This window comes from Nocardioides epinepheli (genome assembly GCF_037936805.1).
Lineage (GTDB): Bacteria > Actinomycetota > Actinomycetes > Propionibacteriales > Nocardioidaceae > Nocardioides.
In genome coordinates this window covers 107836-128025 of record NZ_JBBMMC010000014.1, presented here as the reverse complement: position 1 = coordinate 128025, position 20190 = coordinate 107836, and the positions used below count along the sequence as shown (strand labels likewise).

The following is a 20190-nucleotide window of genomic DNA, read 5'->3' as shown; positions in this document are numbered from 1 at the left end:
CATGGGAATCGGCTTCGAGGAGACCCAGGTCCTGCGCTACGTCAAGCTGCTCGCAGCCGCCTCCGCCGACATCTCCGACCTGCTCCCCGTGCCCACCCCCGATACCGGCACGACCTGCGACCGCTCGAACGCCGGGCTGGCCGTGCTCTCCGACCGCAGCCAGGCCCTCGCCGAGGCTCTGTCGAACCACGCCAACTCGCTGCGCTGGCTGGTCCCGTTCTGGTGGGGCATCGACTCCGAGGTCGGTGACCGGTTCACCGGGTTCGACACCGGCGGCCAGCCATGACCGCCGACCTGGCCGCCTGCGAGGAAGCGGTCCGGGCGTTAGGCGATCTGGCGACCTCGCTGGACCACGCCAGCGGACTCACCGCCCGGCTGGCCGCGCGCGCCGACGACTGGTCGGCCGGCTTCATCGGCCAGGCGGCCGACGCCCACGCCGACTCGGCCCGCACCCGGTCGGCCGAACTCGCCGAGGAAGCCGACGACGTCCGCGCCATCGCGGGAGCGCTGCGCCGGTTCACCGACGGGATGCGCGCGGTCCAGGACGCCGACCCCGACGTCCGCCTCGAACGCGAGGGCGAGCTCGGCGAGGCGTGGCTCGAGGCGCTGTGGCGCTACCGCGACGGCTTCGCGATCCCCGGCGCCGAGCCGGTGTCGCCGCCGCTCGTGGACCCGACGGCGCCGTCCGATCCGGAAGAGCCGGAGGCTCCTGGGGCACCTCAGGGACCGCATGTCCCGCACGTGCCGCCCGACCCCGGTCACGGGGCTGGGCCTGCCCCTGGCCCAGGGGCACCACCGCCGGGCCAGCCCTCAGCTGCTGGGCCGAGCACGCCGGGTGTGCCCGTGCCGGCCCCCTCGCCCGCTGCCTCGCAGACGCCGGCGGCGTCTCACCCGCCGCCACCAGGGTCGGGGCCGGGTCCGCGGCACGGCGTACTGGGGCAGCCCCCCGCGGTCGGCACCTTGGAGCCGCCGCTGATCCTGGTGTCTCCCTACCCGTGCGCCGGTGTGCCCGACGTCGAGGAAGTGCTCGTGTGGGATCCGCCGGGGCCGGCGGTGCTGGACTGACCGATCAGGCCTCGGCGAGGGCGTCCACGAACGGCCGCGGGTCGGCCCGGTCGAAGTCGCGGATGCCGGCGGTCCACAGGGCGCCGACCGCCATCGTGCGGCGCACCGCGCCGAAGGTGATCACGTGCGCGATGGTGCCGCCCACGCTGTGGGTGGCCGGCGGGTCACAGGTCGTGTCGACGAAGGTGTCGGTCATGGTCGAGTCGTCGACCGCGCGGCGGACGAACTCGAGGTAGTCGCGGCCGGCGACCCGCTGCCGGGCGGCGAGCCCGGCCATCGTCTGGTCGCTCTCGTCGGGCCAGTCGCCGCCGCGCAGCGCCGACAGCCAGTGCTCCTCCTGGGTGACCATGCCGTTGAGCAGGCCACGCAGGGTCGGGTTGTCGTCGATCCCTTCGACCGACTGGGCGATCTCCTGGTCGAGCACCTCGTCGGGCAGCGCCGAGGCGGCCTCGATGAGCGCCGACAGCGATTCGACGTGGTGCACGACGAGTTGCTTGATGACATCCATGCTGGACTCCTTGCGTTCGCCCGGCAGCCGGAGGCCGCCGGGAGGTTGGAAGTGGACTCCGCTCACACCGGGTAGCTCCAGCGAGCGGTAGGCGGTCGGGGGGTCCGCGCGAAGCTCGCTCGGACTCGACCCGTAGGCCCGGGTGAAGGCCCGGCTGAACGCCTCGTGGGAGGAGTAGCCGGCATCGATCGCGACGTCGAGGATCCGGCGCCGCGGGTGGCGCACCAGGTGGTACGCGGCGCGCTCCAGCAGCAGCCGCCGGCGCAGCGCACCGGGCGCCTCCCCGCCAGCGGCCCGCACCACCCCGTCGAAGTGGAACCGGGACAGGTGCGCTCTGGACGCCAGCTCGGCTCCCGCGAGCTCGGGCTCGTCGAGCGCCGTCTGCGCCAAGGTCAGCAGCCGGTCGAGGCCGTCGGTGATCATGAGAGCCACCTTGCCCCGAATCGGTCGCGGCGGGCTTGATCACCGTTGCGCACTCACGGCAGATTGGGCGGCGTGATCGACATGTCGAGTCCTGCGGCCTTCCATCGCGCCGTCGCGGCCGGCTTCACCGAGCGCGTCGAGGGGGCCGAGCGCCTGGGTCGCTGGGACGCCGCCGCACCGGTCGCGGGCTGGACCGCGCGCGACGTCGTCCGCCACCTGGTCGACTGGCTGCCGGCGTTCTTGCAGGGCAGCGCCGGCGTCGTGCTTGACGTCGGGGAGGCGCCGAGTGTCGAGGAGGACCCGGTCGGCGCCTGGCGGGCCCAGGCCGACGCCGTCCAGGCGCTGCTCGACGACCCCGCTACCGCCTCGATCAGAGTCGACAACCCCCACCTCGGCGACCCCACCGTGCCCGAGGCGCTCTCGCGGATCTACAGCCCCGACGTGTTCATGCACACCTGGGACCTCGCGCGGGCCACCGGGCAGGCCGAGGACCTCGATCCCGACCTGGCCGCCGAGATGTTCGCCGGCATGGAGCCGATGGACCAGATGCTGCGCGCCAGCGGCCAGTTCGGTCCGCGCGTGCCGGTGCCCGACGACGTCGACCCGGTCACCCGCCTGATGGCCTTCATCGGCCGCGACCCGTCGTTCCGACCCTGAACGCACGGCTGGCCGCCCCCGGGCGGGATAGTCCCTGGCGATCGGGTTGTCTTTTCGGCCCCGTAGAAACCGTTTCGCCAGGGACTATCGCCACCGGCGGCCCCCGACCCGAGGTCAGGCGGCGACGTCGAGGAGGTCGCGGACGGCGGTGGTCCGGCTCAGCTTGTGCAGGCAGCGGGCGCGGGTGGGGCCGATGCTGCCGATGGGCATGTCGAGGCGCTTGCTGATCTCGGCGTAGGAGGGACTGTCCGCCTGGGCGAGAAGCAGCAGCAGGTCCTGGGAACGGGCCGGGAGCTCGTCGAGACCGGCGCGGACCGCCTGCTGCGCCTCGGTGCGCAGGACGCCGGCGTCCGGCTCCTCGACGTCGCCGAGGCAGGCGAGCTCGAGCTGGTCGAGGCCGGTCGGCTCGGTGGGGTCGACGGCGACGGTCCGGCGCGCGCGGCCGACCAGCCGGCCGCATTCGCGCGCGGCGGTCACCGCGATCCAGCCCGGCAGTGCCTTGGGCTCGCGCAGCCGGTCGAGGTGCTCGACGAGGAGGAGCCAGACGTTCTGGGTGATGTCCTCGGTGTCGGCGTCGCTGAGCCGGTAGCGGCGGGCGGTCGCGCGCAGCAGTGCGTCGAAGCGGCTCATGAGCTCGGTCCAGGCGTCGGAGTCGCCCTCGCGGGCTCCGGCGACGAGGTCTTCGATCGAGGCGGGAGAAGAGGCGGGAGACTCGGTGCGAGTGGGGTTCGTGGGCATGCATCGGATGCTTCGCCGAACCGCGCTCCGGTTCCGTCAGTCCGCGAACGCTCCGAATGTCGGGTTGCGAACAGAGCCCGACCAGCCCGCCCGGCGGGTCAGCTCGGCGACGTCGAGCAGGTCGACGCCGCCGCGCCTGATCTCCACCAGCCCGTCGCGGGCGAGTCGTTGGAGCACCTGGTTGACCGAGGGCCGGGTGGCTCCCACGAGGTCGGCGATGCTCGTCTGGCCGAGCGGGATGCTGGCGCGGTTGTCGGCGATGCCGTAGGACGTCGCGAGCTCGAGTAGCCGGCCGTAGACGCGGCGGTCGAGACCGACGTACATCGTCTCCAGCAGCCGCCCGCTGAGCTGGTCGATCCGGTCGGCCAGGAGCGCCGAGAGCGCCACCCCCATCCGCGGGTCCGACTCCAGCAGGCGGCGGAAGGTCGTCCCCGCGATGACCAGGGTCCGGCTCGGCTCCAGCGCGACGACGCTCGCCGTCCGCAGCCCGTCCTTGCGCAGCAGCGCGAGCTCGCCGAAGTAGTCGCCGGCTGCGAGCACCCGGAACGTCGCGGTGTTACCCGAGGGCAGCGCGCCGCGCACGGCCAGGTGGCCGGCCTCGACCAGGTGCAGGGAGTCGGCCGGGTCGCCGGCATGGCAGACGACCTCGTTCCGGTCGAAGCGGCGCGGCCGGGCGAGCGCGAGCAAGGACTCCCGTTCGGCGTCCTGCAGCGCCGCGAACAGTGGCCACTCCACACCTCAGTGAACCAGAATGGGACGCCGGACGCATCGGCGTTCTGGGTGGCGCGGGGAGGTCGGGCGATGCACGGCGATCCGGCGGCCTTCGCACCTCGGCGGGTGATCGATCACGGCCTGATGCGACCGGGCGCCTCGTGGACCTCGCCGGCGACGACGCTGATGGTCGACCTCGAGGGCTTCACCCCGCTCATCGGACGGCTCGCCGAGCACGGCAGCCGCGGCACCGAGCAACTCGGCGGCCTGCTGCGCGGCTTCTTCAGCGCGATCACCGGGGAGGTCGTCGCGCGTGGCGGCGACCCGATCGCGTTCGGCGGCGACGCGCTCACCTTCGTGTTCGACGCGCCCACGAACGAGGCGCTCCAGTCGGCGCGAGACGCCGCCGAGACAGTGGCCCGGGTGGCCGGCGACCTGTCCGGCACCTCCACCCTCGCCGGGCCGGTGATGCTGCGCGCCCGCATCGGCATCGCCCGCGGACCGGTGACCTCCGCCGTCGCGCACGCGCACGACCGCGCGGTGGCGGTGCATCTGGGCCCAGGTCTCGACCTCGCGGAGACGGCACAGGCCGCGGCGGACGTCGGCGGCGTCCACGTCGACCCGAGCGCCGCCGCCCCGGACGCCGTCGGTCCCGCCACCGGCGGACAGACCAGCGACGGCGGCACCCTCGCCGCGCTCGTGCCGCCGAGACTCCTCGGCCGCCCGGCTTCGGAGTGGGAGAGCCACCGGCAGGTCTCCTCGGCGTTCGTGCGATTCCCGCCGGTCGACGATGCCGAGCCGCACACCTTCCTCGACGACGTCGCCACCCTGCTCTGGCTGGTCACCGAGTGGGAGGGCGAGGTCGTGCAGGTGTCCGGCGGCGACAAGGGGACCGTCGCGATGGTGGTCTTCGGCGCCCCCCTCGCCCACGCCGACGACGCCTCGCGCGCGACCCAGGCGGCGCTGCGCCTGCGCGAGCGGGCGCCGTCGATCTCGGTCGGCGTGGCCACGGGTCGCGTGTTCACCGCGCTGGTGGGCTCGGCGATCCGGAGCTTTCCGGCCCATGTCGGACTCGCCGTCACCACCGCGGCCCGCCTGATGCAGGCGGCCGGCCCCGGAGAGGTGCTCGTCGACGACGTCACCTGGGATCTCGCCTCGGCTGCCCTCGACGGAGGCCGGCTCGCCGAGCCGCTGCTGCTCAAGGGGCACGCCGAGCCGGTCGTCGTCCACCGCGTCGACGGGTGGGGGCCCGCGGCGGCGTCCGAGCCCGTCCGGACGCCGATCGTCGGTCAGGCGATCGCCCTCGACGCGATCGACGCCCTGCTGGCCGAGGGCGGCGCGCTCACGCTCGCCGGTGGGCCCGGCACGGGGAAGACCCGGCTGCTCCAGGAGGCGGCGGCCCGCGCGACTGCCCGCGGGTCCAGGGTCGTCGCCACCGACGTCGGCCTCCATCCGCGCGGGCGCTCGCACCTGGTCTGGCGTCACCTCCTCGCCGACCTGCTCGGACTCGCCCCCGACGCCGACCCGAGGCTGTGGCACGACGCCCTGGCCGCGCGCCTCCCTGGCCGCCCTCTCGACGTCCTGCTCGACTCACCACTCTGGGCGGAGCCGCCGGAGGTCGAACACCCGAGCACCGGCCGCCCGCCGGAGGTTGAGCAAGCGAGCGCCAGCGAGTCGCCGGAGGTTGAGCAAGCGAGCGCCAGCGAGCGCCGACGAAACCCCGGCCCCACCCACGACCGCGACCTGCAGACCGAGCTCGTCCGCGACCTCCTCGCCCGACTACTCCGCGCCCCGGACGACCAACCCCCGCTGCTCGTCGCGATCGACAACGCCGACGACCTCGACGGTCTCGCCGCGACCGTCCTCGACGGGCTCGGCGCCCCGCTGCTCGGCTCCCGCACCTCGCTGCTGCTCACCCGCGACGTTCCGGGCGCCGAACCGGCCGTGCCGATCGGCGGCCTCTCCCCCGACGAGGCGGAGCGCTTGGCCGCGCAGGCGTGGCGGGAGGCGGGCGGCGGCACCGCGCCGTCCTGGCTGGCCGAGGCGGTGGCAGCGCGCGCCGGCACCAACCCGCTCTACATCCGCACCGCGGCCCAGGCCTTATGGGCCGGCTGGCAGGTGGGCTCGCCCCCGCCCCCGATCGACCACGACGGCGACCCGCACCAGGCGCTCGCCGGCCTCCTGCGAGAACAGGTCGACCGACTCGACGCCGCCGACCGCGAAGTGCTCGAACACCTGGCGGTCCTCGGGCAGCCGAGTGACCTGGCGACGATCGCCACGCTCTCGGGCCACCCAGGCCCGGCGCCAGCGCTCGAGAGGCTCGCGACCGACGGCCTGGCCGAGCGGGTCGGCGAGCAGTGGCGACTCCCCCACCGGACCCTGCGCGACGTCGTCCACTCGGCAATGAGCCACGCCGCTCGCGGCCGCGCCCACCGCCGGGCCGTCGACCACCTCGCCGAAGTCGGCGCCGACCCGGTCGAGATCGCCGACCACGTGGCCCACCTCGACGACCTCGACCTGATCCGCCGCTGGTTCCCACCGGCCGCCGCCTCGGCCCGCCGATCCTGGGACCTGCCGCGGGCCGCCGAGTACCTGGAGCGGGTGCGGCCCCTGCTCACCGGGGAGGCCCGCGATCGCGTCGAGATCGAGCGGCTCGAGGTGCTGCGCGTGGCCGGCCGGTCGAGTGAGGTCCTCGCTGAGGCCCGCGAGCCGACCGACTCCGCCGACCCGGAGATCCGAGCCCGCCGGGCCCTCGTCCTGACCGAGGCCGCGTTCAGCTGTGGCGAGTTCGAACAGGCTGCCGAGGCCGCGCGCACCCTGCTCACACTGAGCGAGGACGACGAGGCTCGTTACCAGCGCGGCGCCGAGCTCCTCGTCATCGCGACCAGTGAACTCGGTGATACGACAACAGCGATCGAGGCGGCGCGTACCTTCGTGACGCGTGCCGACGCCGCCGGCGACCTGCGCGCGAGCACCGCGGCACGCGCCGCGCTCGGCGCGGCACTACTGATCGCCGGGCTCGCCGACGAGGCCGTCGACCCACTCCAACGCGCGCTTGCCTACGCGCGGACGACGGGCGACGCGGTCGCCGAGGTTCACATGCTCAGCGACCTCGCCGGCTGTGCGTACGAGTCCGGCAACCACAGCGATTGCCTACGCCTACTCAGCCAGGCGAGGACCGTCGCCGACCACATTGGGTACCGCCGCCATCTGGCAATGAGTCTGAGCAACGAGGCGCAGCTGCGGGCAGGAATGGGCGATCGTCATGCTGGAGCGTGCGCGAGCGTCGCGATCGAGAAGAGCCTGGATCTCGGGGATCCGACGACGGCCGCCAATGCCTTGCACACCTGGCTGTCTGCGAGCGAACTCGCCGAACCAGGGGCCAACGTGGAGGCGTGGCGGCGCTTGGCCTCCATCGACGCAAGCTTGGGTCGGGTCGTGCTTGAAGCCCGCGACCGCGCGGGCCTAGCCGTCGCCGCGGCTCATGCGGGAGATGCTGGAACGGCCGCGGCATCGGCCACCGCAGCCGAGGAAGTGGCGGCTGCCGTCGGACGCGCGGACCTCCGACGCCGCGCGGGACTCGCGCGCTCCGTGGCCGAGGCGAGCAACGAGGACGCCCTAGCGTCACTCAGGATCCTCGCGGAAGATGCCGCTGAGGAGGGGGATCGGAGAGAACTCGCCGAGATCGCCATGGAGCGCTGGCGTCGCAGCGGTTCGGGCGAGGACGCAGAGGCCGCATTCGTTCTCCTCGAGTCGGCCCACGAGGTCGAACCGTCGGTCACGGTTCGGGCGTGGTTCGCCGAACTCGGCGCGTCTGCACCGCCGATGGCTCCGTCACTTCCGCCGCCTGTGGGCCTCGATCCGCGCGCCCGCGGCGGATGGCTCGACCTTGACCGCGCGTTCACCCGAGTCGAGGAGTTCCTGGAGTCACGTCAGAGGTCTGAGTAGGCCGCAGAGACATAGCCGGTGCCCGAGGTCCGGCACAGAAGGTCGGCTCGCCGGTCGCCGGTTGCGTCACCTACCCGGAGCGTGGCCCCCGCGCCGTAGCAGAAGCCGAGATTGCGGATGAAGCCGATCTTTGGCAGTTTTCCGCCGCTCCGGGCGAGCGCGACGCGCACCGAACCGTCGGCCGGGTAGTGACAGATCAGATCGGCGCGCCGGTTCTTGTCGACGTCGGCCAGCGACACCGCGGCCCCAGCGGCGCAGCCGGTAAGGGTGCCGGAGCGGACGCGCCCGTCGAATCCACCGTCGCGCCCGGCAAGCACGACCGCGTTCTTGCCCGTGGAGGTATGACACAGCAGATCGCCACGGCCGTCGCCGTTGAGGTCACCAGCCAGCAGGGTGCCCTTGCCGCACAACCCGACCCGACCGGTCCAGTCGACCCGCGGGTAGCGGCCGCGTTTGGTGGCCAGGGCCACGCGGGTGGTGCCGCTCTTCGCCGAGCGGCAGACCAGATCGGCCCGATGGTCGCCGTTCACGTCGGAGGTGACCAGGGCTGCCCGCGAGCCGCGACAGACCGGAACCCGCCCGCTCCAACTCGACGCCGCGAACTTGCCGCTCGTGCGCGCGAGTGCGACCGACACCGATGCCTTGCGCTGACAGATCAGGTCTGCCCGGCGGTCGCCGCTGACGTCGGCCAGCAGGAGCCGCTCCCCGCTGGTACGGCAGAGTGCGGTGCGGCTTTTCGCGAGACCCGTCCGATAAGTCCCGTCGGCGCCCGCCGCCGCGACCCAGAGGTCTCCGCTGGCCCGGTCGTTGCAGACGAGGTCGGCGCGGCGGTCACCGGTCACGTCGCCGGCAAGCACCCGAGCACCCGCGGCGTTGCAGAAGTTGTCGTCGCGCTCCCAACGTCGGAGAAAGCCCTTGTCGCCGCAGTCGACGGCCTTGGCCTCGGCGATCGTCGCGAAGGGACTGGTCGGGTGCGGCTTGAGCCCGACGGTGGCACCGGGAGCGACTCCCGCGAGCGCTTGGGAGAAGGAGGCTGCGGTGAAGACGTAGAAGTCGGTGCCGATCTCGATCGGGTCCCACGCCTCCCGGGGCGGACTGGTGAAGGCGGCGATCCGCGGCGCCGGGTGGAAGACGCCGCCACCGTCGTTGTATCCGACTCGGAATCCCGGCGGGGTCTCGTCGACGAAGAGATCGACGCCGGGAGGCCCGAGGTAGACCTCGTAGGCGGTCGGGGTCAGGGTGCTGGGGTCGATCGGGAAGTCGTTCGGATCGCTGCCCGGATCGATCGCCGAGGCGTAGCCCGCCAGCCCGTGGATCTCGTCGACGCACACATCGGTCGGACCGCCCCCGGGCGGGACCCGGATATCGGTGACCGTCCCCCCGTCGTGGACCGACCATCCAGCCGATGCACCCGTTGTCGTCGCGGCGACGGCGCACCCCACGGCGACCGCCACCACAGCGACGCGCCTCCTCCGACCCATGCCCATCTCCGTCCCCCTCCCGACAGTCCGAGCCGCATTGTCGAACGGGCGCGCGTCCGGCCGCATCGTCAGAAATGACTAGGGCGTGTCTCCCTGTTGCTGGTGGATGCCGGCGTCGTCTAGGTCGTGCGATGACGGTGCCGCAGGTGCGTCGGCATACCGGGCGTATTCATAGCCGCGTTGTGCGTCAGCGTGCGGCCTGGGCTACAAGCACCTCCCCTCGGTCTACCCGGACGCCATCGTCTGCGACGACGGCACCTTGGCGTGCGGCTGGCAGCTGGAGATCGACGGGGGCGAACGTCGCCCCGAGGGTTCGCTCGTGGTCCTGACTTCTGGATGCTTGAACAACACCCAGCCTGTCGCAGGGCCACGAGCACCTACCTCAGACCCGCGTCACGCGGAAGGTTGAAGAGCCAACAAAGGCCCGCGGAAGTGCATCGACGACCTCGAGATCGCGGAGTACATCGACTGGTTCAACGACCGCTGCCTGCACGGCGAGGTCGGACTCGTCACCAACCGTCGAGCTCGAGGACAACCCCACTACCGGCACAACACCACGTCGACTACCGTCGGCGCGTTAGTTCAGAGCCTCCGCTGAACCCGGCACGCGACAACCGCGCCGGGACGCTGCCAATCCTGCGGGGCTCGGGGTCGGCTGACCGACTCCTCAGCCGAGCTGCCACACCAGGTTCTGGTCACAGGGGCCGTTCCAACCCCCATCAATCTTGCCGCTCTCCGTCTCGGCGATTCCGCCCGAGAGGATGTTGCAGTTGCTGGCTGAGAAGAAGGTGAAGCCACCCGGCTCCATGATCAAGCCGCCCTGTGCTCCTGGCTCGGTGCGCAGAGTCACCACTTCGTCGGAGGTGTTGACAACAAGCAGACCGGGAGTCGCATTCTCCACAGGCCAGAGATAGAGTCGGCCGCCTTCCTCTACGAGGGCTCCGGGCTCGGGCCACTGCTGGAGGACATGAGTGCCGAGGTCCGGCTGGTAGGCGAGAAACGCCACCTCGAGACCAACTTTGGCCGCGATGCCCGAAGCGCTTCTGAAATCAGTTCCTACGAGATCGGGAGCCGCAGTGCTCGGCCCGTTGTCAGTAGATGATGGTGGATTTTCCGCCTCAGGCTCGGGCTCAGGCTCGACGCCACGGTGCTCAGCCGTGTCGGCGCGATCGGCGGCATGCGATTGTCGGGCGGAGTCATTCTGTGAGCCCGTTGAGCTTGCCCAGATGCCTGCCCCGGCACCGCAGGTGATGAGGACACCTACCGCGAGAACTCCGGCAACCTGGCGCCGGCGCCGCCGCCGCAGGCGCGCGAGCCTTTCGATGTTCTGTCCCGGAAACGGCGATCTGGAGGCCTCGGTGACCAAGCCTCGGAAGAGTTCTTCGACTGATTCAGGCACTTGCAACTCCCTGTGAGGCGAGGACCGTCTGAAGGTTTCTCAAGCCTCGAGACAATCGACTCTTGACGGTTCCGACTGGAATCGAAAGAACCTCACCGATCTCCGGATCAGTGAAGTTGAAGGTGTACTTGAGGATCACGACCGCACGATGCTCTACGGAGAGTTGAGCCAGGGCGGCCCTTAGGACAACGGCCTGCTCGATCGACTCCCGATCGCATTGCGACGGCTCCGCGAACCCGTCGCGCTCATGCGGCTCCCGGCGTGCTCGGCGTCGGTAGATGTCTCGCGAACTGTTCAGAACCATGCGGGCGACGTAGGCGTCCGGGTTCCGCGCTCCTCGAACCTTGTCCCACGACGTGACGACCTTCGCTAGGGCGGTCTGGACCGCATCTTCGGCGTCGGCTCGAGACAAGCCCGATGCGAGGGCGACGGCGAGCAGGCGTGACCATCGGGACGCCAGGAACGTCTCGATGTCTGCGCCATCATGCTGGTGGTCCACACCTATGTGACGACGGAAGATCCAACGATCGTTCCACCCGAAGGGGACATTCTTTGTTGAGTTCGTCTTGAATCCTTGCCTCGTGTGAGCCGAAAGCGCTGCGCTACCGGCTCCTGCAGGTTCCCGGCTCGGCACCCACAGCGCCCGCCGCTGGCGGCTCCGGATCCCGATATTTCTCCGTGCAACAACCTGACAGGACACTAGACCGCCGGCCGGGATAGTCCCTGGAGTTTGGGTTGCCGAAGGACCCCCGACCCAACCCAAACTCCAGGGACTATCCACCGATGGGGCCTCCTCAGCGGCGCCGGCGCACCCGGATCCGGGCGCCCCGGCGCGGGACCGAGGTGATGTTGCGGACCTTGGCGACGTCGGCGCCGACGGCCTCGACGTCGAAGGCGGCAAAGACCTCGCGCAGGACCGCGACGCCCTCCATGAGCGAGAAGCCGGCGCCGATGCAGCGGCGGGCGCCACCGCCGAAGGGGATCCAGGTGTTGGCGGGCGGGTTCTGGTGGAGGAAGCGCTCGGGGCGGAAGAGGTCGGGGTCGGGGTGGGCCTCCTCGCGCTGGTGAGCCACCACGATCGACGGCGCCACGGTGACTCCCGCGGGCAGGTCGTAGCCGGCGATGGTGGCCGGCTCCATCAGGGTGCGCACGACCATCGGGATGATCGGGTGCAGCCGCATCGACTCCTTGAGCACCGCCTCGAGCCAGGCGTCGTCGCCCTCGGCGACCGCGCGCACCGTTCGCGCATGCAGGTCGGGGTGGCGGCCGAGCTCGTAGAGCGCCCACGACAGGGCGCTGGCGGTCGTCTCGTGACCGGCCAGCAGCAGGGTGACCAGCTGGTCGCGCAGCTCGACGTCGGAGAGCCGGTCGTCGGGATGCTCGTCGTCGCCGACCCGGATCAGCCGCGACAGGACGTCGGTGCGCTCGGCCAGGTCGGGGGCCGACCGCCGCTCGCGGATCTCGGCGATCATCAGCCGGTCGAGCGCGTACTGGTTGTCGACGGTCCGCTTCCAGATGCCGTGCTTCTGCAGCCGCGGGTAGCCCCAGCCGAGCAGCACCAGCGGAGGGACGTCGACGGTGGCGGTCACCCGGGGTCGCAGCCGAGCGAGCCGTCCCTCGTCGGTGACCCCGAACACCACCCGCAGGATCACCTCCAGGGTGAGCGCGTTCATCCGGTCCAGCGACCGCAGGCTGGACCCGTCGGCCCAGCGGCCGACCTCCTCACGGGCGAGATCGGTGACGACGTCGGCGTACTCCTTGAGGGCCTGCCCGTTGAAGGCCGGCATCAGCAGCCTGCGGGCGCGGTGGTGCTCCACGGAGTCCTGGATGAGCAGCGAGTGGCGGCCCATGATCGGGCCGAGGATCGCGTTGCCCTTGCCGGCGTGGAAGACCTCGGGGTCGCCGGCGAAGATCTCCTTGACGTGCTCGGGGCGGGTGACCAGCACCAGCGGCCGCGAGCCCGGCAGCAGCCGGGTGGTGAACACCTCGCCGTACTTGCGGCGCAGGTAGGGATGGAAGCGGTGCCGGAAGCGCATCAGCGCCACCGACTGGATCGCCGCCGGCCAGCGGGGGCCGGGCGGAAGCGGTGCGTCGCGCGGTGGCCGGGGCGAGCCGGCGCCGACCACCGAGGTGGAGCGGAACCGCTCGGCGGTCAGGACTGCGGGGTCCACGACGTCGCTCATCTTGTCGAGAGTAGCCCCGGTTGGGCCGGACGTCAGTCGAGCAGCCCCCGGCGCCGCGCGATCGCGGCGGCCTCGGTGCGCCCGGAGGCGCCGAGCTTGCCGAGGATGTTCGAGACGTGGACGCTGACCGTCTTCGCGCTGATGAACAGCAGCTTGGCGATCTCCCCGTTGGTGCGGCCCTCGGCGACGTGGCCGAGGATCTCGCGCTCGCGGGCGGTGAGGGTGACGTCGGAGGCCTCGCGCGCGGCAGGGGCCGAGCCGATCGCGGTGAGCTCGTCGAGCAGCGGCTGCGCGCCGAGCCGGCGGGCGGTCTCGCGAGCCTGGTCGCCGAGCTCTCGGGCCGCCGCGACGTCGCCCGCGGCGCGCAGGATGCCGGCCAGCTTGGTGCGCACCACGGCGAGCTCGTACACGTGGCCGAACTCGGCGAACTGCGTCTCAGCCTCGCGCCAGGCCCGGATCAGCGTGTCCTGCTCGGGGGCCTCGATGCCGGCCATCCAGTGGGCGCGCAGCGCCTCGGCGTCCAGGCGCTTGACCCAGGCGCGGCCCTCCGGTCCCCAATGCCCCGACGGATCGGTGTAGCGGTCGAGGACGAGGTGGCCGTCGTGGTGCAGCCGGTCGACCTCTTTGACCAGGTCCTCCCGCTCGGCATGGCTGCGGGTGGCCATCGCGTCGGCGAGCACTCCGAGCGCCACGGCGGCGTGACGGATCCGGGCGCTGTACCACTCGTGCCAGATCTGGTGCAGCGTGGACACGGCGTCGTCGTAGGCAGCGACCGCGCCGACCGGGTCGTCGCGACGCCCGGCGGCGATGATCTCGACTCCGGCCGCGTGGATCGCCACCGCGCCCTCGCGCCGCCAGAAGGGGCGCAGCGCCTGGGCCCGCGCGCCGACGTCGGCACCACGGTTCTGCTCGATCTGCAGGCGCATCGCAGTGAGCAGTGCTCTCGAGATCGGTGGCGGGAACGGGCCCTCGACGACGAACAGGTCGAGTGCGGCATCCCACTCGCCCCGCACCACGTGGATCCAGGACAGCTGCCACCGGGCGTCGAAGCCGTACGGCGCCCAAGGGATCCCGGCCGCCGTCGCGCGCTCGATGCCGCCGGTGAACCAGCGCACGGCGTCGTCGAACTCGGCCCAGTCCTGGTAGGAGCGGCCCATCAGGAAGCGCCCGCGCAGCTCGGCATGGATGGCCTCGGCCTCCACCGCGCGCGCGACGGCCTCCTCCAGGGCCTCTCGCAGGCCCTCCTTCGGCCCGGACTTCTTCAGGCCCGACAAGGTGGTCATCGCCTCGGAGGCCAGGTCGTGCAGGTCGAGCCGCTCGGCCAGCTCCAGGGCGTCGACCGCGACGGCACGCGCCTCCTCGGGCCGGCCGCAGCCGGCCAGGATCCGCGCATGGCCGGTGAGCAGCCGGGCGCGCAGCCCGCTCTCGCCCTCGGGAGCCAGTGCGACGGCGTTGAGGGAGATGGCGTAGGCACTGTCGTCGTTCTCGGTGAGGAACATGGCGTTCGCGAGGGCGCCCATCATCCGCGCCCGCTGGTGCATCGGGGTGTCGTCGGGCAGGCCCTCGATCTGCTCCTGGACGACGCCGACGGCCCGCTCGGGGTCGCCGGAGGCGGTGAGGGCGTCGGCTGCGCGGACCACCAGCCGGCTCAGGTCGATGCCGTGGTCGCCGAGGTCGGAGTCGGGCCCCTGGGCGGTGGCGCCGCTGAGGATCTCCAGCGCCTGCTGGTAGTGGTAGGCGGCCTCGTCGGGGCCGCCGACCTCGATGGCCTCGTTGCCGGCGCGCACGCTGGCCTGGAGGGCGGTCGTCTTGTCCATCGCCAGGCGGGCGTGCCGCGCGAGCTCGGCCGCGGTCCCGCGGGCGGTGCCCTTGCGCAGCGCGTCGACGTAGCGCCCGTGCAGCCGCGACCGCTCGCCAGGCAGCAGGTCGTCGTAGACGGCCTCGCCCAGCAGCGCGTGCCGGAAGGCGTAGGCGCCGCGATCGGCGACCAGCACGTTCATCTCCACCGCACCGCGCAGCCCGCGCTCGAGCGCCTCGACCGAGAGCTCGGAGGTGCCTTCGAGCATCTCGTGGGTGACCCGGCGGCCGCTGGCGCTGGCGGTGCGGACGACCTGCCGGGCGTCGTCGTCGAGCCGGTCCAGGCGCACCAGGAGGACGTCGGCGAGGTCGGCCGGCACCACGCTGCCTGGGTCGGCGGCGGCGCTGACGAGCTCCTCGACGAAGAAGGCGTTCCCCTCGGCGCGGGCGACGACGTCGGCCATCTCGGCCTCCGGCAGTCCGCCGGGCACGAGCTCGTGGACGAGGGAGCGGACGTCGTCGTCGGCGAGCGGGGAGAGGTTGATCCGGTCGACGCCGCGCAGGCGGGACCATTCGGCCACCTGGCGGCGCAGCGGGTGCCGGCGGTGCAGGTCGTCGGAGCGGTAGGAGGCGACGATGGCGTAGCCGGCGGAGTCCATGCGGGAGAGCAGGAAGCTGAGCATGTCGCGGGTGGACTGGTCGGCCCAGTGCGTGTCCTCGATGACCAGCAGCAGCGGCGAACGGCGGGCGGCGGCCTCCAGGACGGCGGCCATCGCGCGGAAGAGGTCGGCGCGGTCGAGGGCGGAGGCCTCGGCGTCGACCTGGTCGGACTCGGCCATCTGGCGGCGCACGGGCTGCAGCCGGGCCAGGGCCGGATGGGTGGCGGCCACCTCGGCGGCGACCTCGGGAAGCTCGGCGGTGATCCGGCCGAGCACCTCGGAGAAGGGAAGATAGGGGAGGGCGCTGTCGCCGAAGTCGAGACAGTGCCCGGCGTACACCTGCCAGCCCTCGTCGAAGGCGAGGTCGCGCAGCGCGCGCAGCAGGCGGGTCTTGCCGACGCCCGCGTCACCCGACAGCAGCACGTCGACCAGCCGATCGGCCGGCCGGGAAGGACGAACGCCGAGCGACGAAGCGATCTCCGTCAGCTCGGCGTCTCGTCCGACCATAGTGCTGGATTGGATGGTCACGGGCTCCATTCTGGGCTACCGCTGGCGGGCGGTCAGCCGACGCGCCCGTTGATCTCGGACCGGGCCCCGATGAAGGGCACCCGGGTGCGCTCGGCGTGCCGGTACCGCTTGACGGGCTTGCCCTTGCTGAGCCGCTCGCGGCGGTAGTCGACCTCGGCCTGGACGGTCATCCGGTCGTACATGGTGCTGCTCCTCTACCTCAGTGCCGGTCCTGGTTCCGGCGACAGATAGAGATTCGTCCACTGAGGTAGGCCGCCACATCGGGAAACCGCCTTATCTCCGCGGCCGAGTGCCCAGGGGGTACCTCAGACGGGCGTGAGCCTCGTCATAGGACCCCCTCACCTGGGCTGGAAATGCCCCCCGACCAGCGGTTTTCCTGCTATCCAGGTGGCCGAGACGAGCGGTACGCCCGGGCGGTAGGCCAGGTGGCGGTGGCTGGGCGCGTCGAGCACCATCAGGTCGGCCCGCGCCCCCGGCGTGAGGCGGCCGACGTCGTCACGGTCCAGCGCCCGCGCGCCGCCGGCGGTGGCCGCGCGGACGGCCTCGGCGGGGGTCAGCCCCATCTCCCGGACCGCCAGCGCGATGCAGAACGGCAGGCTGCTGGTGAAGCAGGACCCGGGGTTGCAGTCGCTGGCCAGGGCGATGCTCACCCCGGCGTCGAGGAGCCGGCGCGCGTCGGGGTAGGGCTGCTTGGTGGAGAACTCGACGCCGGCCAGCAGGGTGGCGACGGTCCCGCTGGAGGCCAGCGCGTCGACGTCGGCGTCGGAGAGATAGGTGCAGTGGTCGACGGCGACCAGGCCGAGCTCGCAGGCCAGCTGGACGCCGGGGCCGTAGGTGAGCTGGTTGGCGTGCAGCCGGCCGCGCAGCCCGGCGCGATCGCCGGCCGCCAGGATCGTGCGCGCCTGGTCGGCGTCGAAGGCGCCCCCCTCGCAGAAGACGTCGATCCAGCGGGCGTAGGGGGCCGCGGCCTCGAGCATCGGGCCGGTGACGAGGTCGACGTAGGCGGCCGGGTCGGTGTCGGCCGGGACGACGTGGGCGCCGAGGAAGGTGGTCTCGTCGGTGAACTGGCGTGCGACGGCGAGGCTGCGGGCCTCGTCGCGGACGGTGAGTCCGTAGCCGCTCTTGATCTCGATCGTGGTGGTGCCCTGGCGGTGCATCTCGGAGACCAGCCCGGCGACGTGGGCGGTCAGCTGCTCGTCGGTGGCGGCGCGGGTGGCCGCGACGGTGGTGCGGATCCCGCCGGCGGCGTACGGCGTGCCGGTCATCCGGGCCTCGAACTCCTCGGCCCGGTCGCCGCCGAACACCAGGTGGGAGTGGGAGTCGACGAAGCCCGGCAGGACGGCGCGGCCGCCGAGGTCGACGGCGGTGTCGGCGTCCGGCGCGTCGGCTGCGGCGCCGGCCCAGGCGACGCGCGGCCCGTCGAGGACGAGCGCGGCGTCGGTGACGATCGGGCGCTCGTCGTCCCAGGTGACGAGCTCGGAGATGCCGGTGATGAGGGTCGAGGTCACGTGAGGATCCTCCCGATGATCTGGTCGAGGTCGTGGCCGAGCCGGCCGGGGTCGCGCTCGACCGGTACGCCGCCGCTGACCACCGAGACGACGTCGGCGCCGGTCGCGGCGAAGACCGCGGTGTGCTCGTCGGCTCCGGTGCCGGCCGTGCGCGGGGTGGCGGTGTCGATCGTCACCAGGTCGGCGCGACGGCCCACCGCGATCGCGCCGGCGTCGTCGAAGCCGAGGACGTCGTGGGCGGTGCCGATGCTCATCAGCTCGGCGGCGGTCCAGTGCCCGCGCTGCTGGGTGGCGAGCCGCTCGTCCATCTCGAGTCCGCGCAGCTCCTCGAAGGGGTCGATGATCGCGTGGCTGTCGCTGCCGATCGAGAGTCGGGCGCCGGCGTCCTGGAGGCGGCGTCCGGGGCCGATGCCGTCGGCGAGGTCGCGCTCGGTGGTGGGGGTGAGGCAGACGTTGGTGCGGGTGGCGCCGAGGAGTGCGATGTCGGCGTCGGTGAGGTGGGTGGCGTGCACGACGGTGGTGTGGGGGCCCAGCAGCCCCTCGTCGTGGAGCAGCCGCGTCGGGGTGACGCCGTAGGCCGCCACGCAGGCCTCGTTCTCGGCCACCTGCTCGGAGAGGTGGACGTGGAGCGGCGTCCGGCCCCGGAAGGTCGCCAGGTCCTCGCGCGGGACCGCGCGCACCGAGTGGATCGCGGCGGGCCCGGCACCCGCTCGCTCGGCCCACCGCGCGGCGGTGCCGTCGCTGTAGCGGCGCTGCACGCCCTCCGGCGGTGCGCCGAAGCCGCTGCTGAGGTAGCCGGTGTCGAGCAGGCAGATCCGGATCCGGGCCTCGGCCGCGGCCTCGACGAGCGCCTCGCGCATCGCGTTCGGCGCGTCGTAGGGGGTGCCGTCGGGCCGGTGGTGCAGGTAGTGGAACTCCCCCACGCTGGTGTAGCCGGCCGCGACCATCTCCCGGTAGACCGCCGTGGCCAGCTCCCGGTAGGTGTCGGGGTCGAGCCGCGCGGCGACGTCGTACATCTGGTCACGCCAGGTCCAGAACGTGCCGCGGCCGCGCTGGGTGCGCCCGCGCAGGGCGCGGTGGAAGGCGTGGCTGTGCGCGTTGGCGAGGCCGGGGATGGTGAGTCCGTCGAGCCTGGTGGCCTCCGGGCTCGGCGTGCTCTCGGGGGTGACGGCGGTGAACCGGCCGCCCGCGATCTCGACGCGCACGTCGTCGCGCACCTCGCCGTCGACCCAGGCCCGCTCGAGGTGGTAGCTGGTGGTCGGCTCGCTCATCGGGCCAGCCGTTCGAGGGTGTCGGCGAGGGCCTCGACGCCGGCGAGGCAGTCGGCGGTCTCGGCGTACTCGGACGGCGCGTGGGAGACGCCGGTGGGGTTGCGCACGAAGAGCATCGCGGTGGGGATGCCGGCCGCCGACAGGATGCCGGCGTCGTGTCCGGCCTGGGAGGGGAGGATCGGTCGCCACTCGGGACCCGGCAGGGCGGTGTCGAATCCGACCGAGGCCGACACCGACTCCGCGGTCACCGTCACCGCCGTGCCGTCGCGTCCGGCCCGCTCCCCCGCCTGCCGCTCGACCGCCGCGACCAGGTCGGCCAGCACGGCGTCGGACTCCGCGCGCGCGTCGAGCCAGGCGGTGACGCGCGAGGGCACGGCGTTGGTGCCGTTCGGCGCGACGTCGATGCGCCCGAACGTCGCCCGCGCTCCCGCGAGCCGGGCCTGCTTGTTGGCGGCGAGGGCGGTCATCGCGTAGGTGAGCATCGGGTCGCGCCGGTCCTCCATCCGGGTGCTGCCGGCGTGGTTGGCTTCCCCGGTGAAGTCGAAGCGGTAGCGCCCGTGCGGCCAGATCTCGCTGGCGATCCCGACCGCCTCGTCGAGGTCGACCAGCCCGCGGCCCTGCTCGACGTGCAGCTCGACGAAGGCGCCGACGTCGTCGAGGAGGGTCGATCTGCTCTGCGCGTCGTCGGGTCCGGCGATCACGTCGCCGAGGGCGACCCCTTCGCGGTCGCGCAGCTCGCGGGCGTCGTCCCAGCTGGTGGCGCCGACCGCCAGCCGCGACCCCAGACAGGCCAGCCCGAACCGCGAGCCCTCCTCCTCCACGAACACCGAGACCCCCAGCGGCCGCCCCGGCTCGAACCCGCGCTCGCGCAGCACGTCGATCGCCGCCAGCGCCGACACCACCCCCAACGGACCGTCATACGCCCCGCCGTCGAGCACGCTGTCGAGATGGCTCCCGGTCAGGACCCGCCCTTTGCCCCGGGCGCCAGTGGAGGCTCCCGGCTGGGTGGTGGGGGCACCCGGCTGGGATAGTCCCGGGACTTTGGGTTGGCCCGAGGCCGATTCGGCAACCCAAAGTCCCGGGACTATCGCCCCAGACGGCTCCCACCAGGCCGCGAGGTTGCCGAACGGGTCGCGTTCGAGGCGGAGGCCGCGGGCGGCGCACTGGCCCTCGAACCACGCCACCAGCTCGCGCTCGGCAGAGGCGAAGGGCTGGCGGAAGTAGCCGCCGGAGGACGCCGAGCGGCCGAGCGGGGCGAGGTCGCGCCACATCTGCTCGAAGTCGTCTGGCACGGTCGGCACGTCGGGCACGTCG

16 protein-coding genes are annotated in these 20190 nt (G+C 72.6%); 4 read left to right on the top strand and 12 right to left on the bottom strand.

Translation table 11 applies throughout. The annotated features are described in order from the left end of the window. Position 1 precedes the first annotated feature (1 nt). A complete protein-coding gene (locus tag WMR31_RS17870) occupies positions 2 to 286 on the top strand; it encodes a hypothetical protein (RefSeq protein ID WP_340540242.1) in 285 nt (94 codons plus the stop codon). Then, positions 283 to 1065, top strand: coding sequence for a hypothetical protein (locus WMR31_RS17865; RefSeq protein ID WP_340540241.1), 783 nt, complete (start codon positions 283 to 285; stop codon positions 1063 to 1065). The genes WMR31_RS17870 and WMR31_RS17865 overlap by 4 nt, the downstream gene beginning before the upstream one ends. A gap of 4 nt (positions 1066 to 1069) precedes the next feature. Here WMR31_RS17865 and WMR31_RS17860 read toward each other — a convergent pair whose 3' ends face one another. Continuing rightward, complete coding sequence (locus WMR31_RS17860) at positions 1070 to 1996, bottom strand: helix-turn-helix domain-containing protein (RefSeq protein WP_340540240.1); 927 nt, start codon at positions 1994 to 1996, stop codon at positions 1070 to 1072. An 81-nt stretch (positions 1997 to 2077) separates the two neighbouring features. Here WMR31_RS17860 and WMR31_RS17855 point away from each other — a divergent pair, with 81 nt between their 5' ends. After that, on the top strand, positions 2078 to 2653 hold the full coding sequence (locus tag WMR31_RS17855; RefSeq protein ID WP_340540262.1) for a TIGR03086 family metal-binding protein: 576 nt from the start codon (positions 2078 to 2080) through the stop codon (positions 2651 to 2653). A gap of 114 nt (positions 2654 to 2767) precedes the next feature. Here WMR31_RS17855 and WMR31_RS17850 read toward each other — a convergent pair whose 3' ends face one another. Both WMR31_RS17850 and WMR31_RS17845 read right to left on the bottom strand, forming a co-directional pair. Next, positions 2768 to 3391, bottom strand: a complete 624-nt coding sequence (locus tag WMR31_RS17850) for an RNA polymerase sigma factor (protein WP_340540239.1) — start codon at positions 3389 to 3391, stop codon at positions 2768 to 2770. 36 nt (positions 3392 to 3427) lie between these two features. Then, on the bottom strand, positions 3428 to 4126 hold the full coding sequence (locus tag WMR31_RS17845; protein WP_340540238.1) for a Crp/Fnr family transcriptional regulator: 699 nt from the start codon (positions 4124 to 4126) through the stop codon (positions 3428 to 3430). A gap of 66 nt (positions 4127 to 4192) precedes the next feature. On the opposite strand from WMR31_RS17845, the gene WMR31_RS17840 reads away from it, so the two are divergent. Next, positions 4193 to 8050, top strand: a complete 3858-nt coding sequence (locus WMR31_RS17840) for an AAA family ATPase (protein ID WP_340540236.1) — start codon at positions 4193 to 4195, stop codon at positions 8048 to 8050. Here the strand turns inward: WMR31_RS17840 and WMR31_RS17835 are convergent. From WMR31_RS17835 to WMR31_RS17795, 9 genes are all read right to left on the bottom strand, one after another. Continuing rightward, positions 8035 to 9531 carry an FG-GAP repeat domain-containing protein gene (locus WMR31_RS17835; protein WP_340540234.1) on the bottom strand — a complete coding sequence of 499 codons (1497 nt, stop codon included), beginning with the start codon at positions 9529 to 9531 and terminating at the stop codon, positions 8035 to 8037. The genes WMR31_RS17840 and WMR31_RS17835 overlap by 16 nt on opposite strands. A 667-nt stretch (positions 9532 to 10198) precedes the next feature. Beyond that, positions 10199 to 10930, bottom strand: a complete 732-nt coding sequence (locus WMR31_RS17830) for a PASTA domain-containing protein (protein ID WP_340540233.1) — start codon at positions 10928 to 10930, stop codon at positions 10199 to 10201. Beyond that, complete coding sequence (locus tag WMR31_RS17825) at positions 10923 to 11429, bottom strand: RNA polymerase sigma factor (RefSeq protein WP_340540231.1); 507 nt, start codon at positions 11427 to 11429, stop codon at positions 10923 to 10925. The genes WMR31_RS17830 and WMR31_RS17825 overlap by 8 nt, the downstream gene beginning before the upstream one ends. 295 nt (positions 11430 to 11724) lie before the next feature. Further along, positions 11725 to 13113, bottom strand: coding sequence for a cytochrome P450 (locus WMR31_RS17820; RefSeq protein WP_340540230.1), 1389 nt, complete (start codon positions 13111 to 13113; stop codon positions 11725 to 11727). A gap of 32 nt (positions 13114 to 13145) precedes the next feature. Continuing rightward, positions 13146 to 16097, bottom strand: coding sequence for a helix-turn-helix transcriptional regulator (locus tag WMR31_RS17815; protein ID WP_340540229.1), 2952 nt, complete (start codon positions 16095 to 16097; stop codon positions 13146 to 13148). 32 nt (positions 16098 to 16129) lie between these two features. Then, positions 16130 to 16279, bottom strand: a complete 150-nt coding sequence (locus tag WMR31_RS17810; RefSeq protein ID WP_340540228.1) for a hypothetical protein — start codon at positions 16277 to 16279, stop codon at positions 16130 to 16132. 156 nt (positions 16280 to 16435) lie between these two features. Then, positions 16436 to 17605 carry an imidazolonepropionase gene (hutI, locus tag WMR31_RS17805; protein WP_445321646.1) on the bottom strand — a complete coding sequence of 390 codons (1170 nt, stop codon included), beginning with the start codon at positions 17603 to 17605 and terminating at the stop codon, positions 16436 to 16438. Continuing rightward, positions 17602 to 18876, bottom strand: coding sequence for a formimidoylglutamate deiminase (locus WMR31_RS17800; RefSeq protein WP_340540227.1), 1275 nt, complete (start codon positions 18874 to 18876; stop codon positions 17602 to 17604). The genes hutI and WMR31_RS17800 overlap by 4 nt, the downstream gene beginning before the upstream one ends. Then, entirely contained in the window at positions 18873 to 20147 is a 1275-nt protein-coding gene (locus tag WMR31_RS17795) for an allantoate amidohydrolase (RefSeq protein ID WP_445321647.1), read from the bottom strand. Before WMR31_RS17795 ends, WMR31_RS17800 begins: the two co-directional genes overlap by 4 nt. Positions 20148 to 20190 lie beyond the last annotated feature (43 nt).

Bases quoted from the DNA above. Each gene is read 5' to 3' on its own strand.
- WMR31_RS17810 (WP_340540228.1), bottom strand. From the start codon at position 16,279: ATGTACGACCGGATGACCGTCCAGGCCGAGGTCGACTACCGCCGCGAG.
- WMR31_RS17820 (WP_340540230.1), bottom strand. From the start codon at position 13,113: ATGAGCGACGTCGTGGACCCCGCAGTCCTGACCGCCGAGCGGTTCCGC.
- WMR31_RS17870 (WP_340540242.1), top strand. From the start codon at position 2: ATGGGAATCGGCTTCGAGGAGACCCAGGTCCTGCGCTACGTCAAGCTG.
- WMR31_RS17855 (WP_340540262.1), top strand. From the start codon at position 2,078: ATGTCGAGTCCTGCGGCCTTCCATCGCGCCGTCGCGGCCGGCTTCACC.
- WMR31_RS17860 (WP_340540240.1), bottom strand. From the start codon at position 1,996: ATGATCACCGACGGCCTCGACCGGCTGCTGACCTTGGCGCAGACGGCG.
- WMR31_RS17795 (WP_445321647.1), bottom strand. From the start codon at position 20,147: ATGTGGCGCGACCTCGCCCCGCTCGGCCGCTCGGCGTCCTCCGGCGGC.
- WMR31_RS17865 (WP_340540241.1), top strand. From the start codon at position 283: ATGACCGCCGACCTGGCCGCCTGCGAGGAAGCGGTCCGGGCGTTAGGC.
- WMR31_RS17840 (WP_340540236.1), top strand. From the start codon at position 4,193: ATGCACGGCGATCCGGCGGCCTTCGCACCTCGGCGGGTGATCGATCAC.
- WMR31_RS17850 (WP_340540239.1), bottom strand. From the start codon at position 3,391: ATGCCCACGAACCCCACTCGCACCGAGTCTCCCGCCTCTTCTCCCGCC.
- WMR31_RS17800 (WP_340540227.1), bottom strand. From the start codon at position 18,876: ATGAGCGAGCCGACCACCAGCTACCACCTCGAGCGGGCCTGGGTCGAC.
- WMR31_RS17835 (WP_340540234.1), bottom strand. From the start codon at position 9,531: ATGGGTCGGAGGAGGCGCGTCGCTGTGGTGGCGGTCGCCGTGGGGTGC.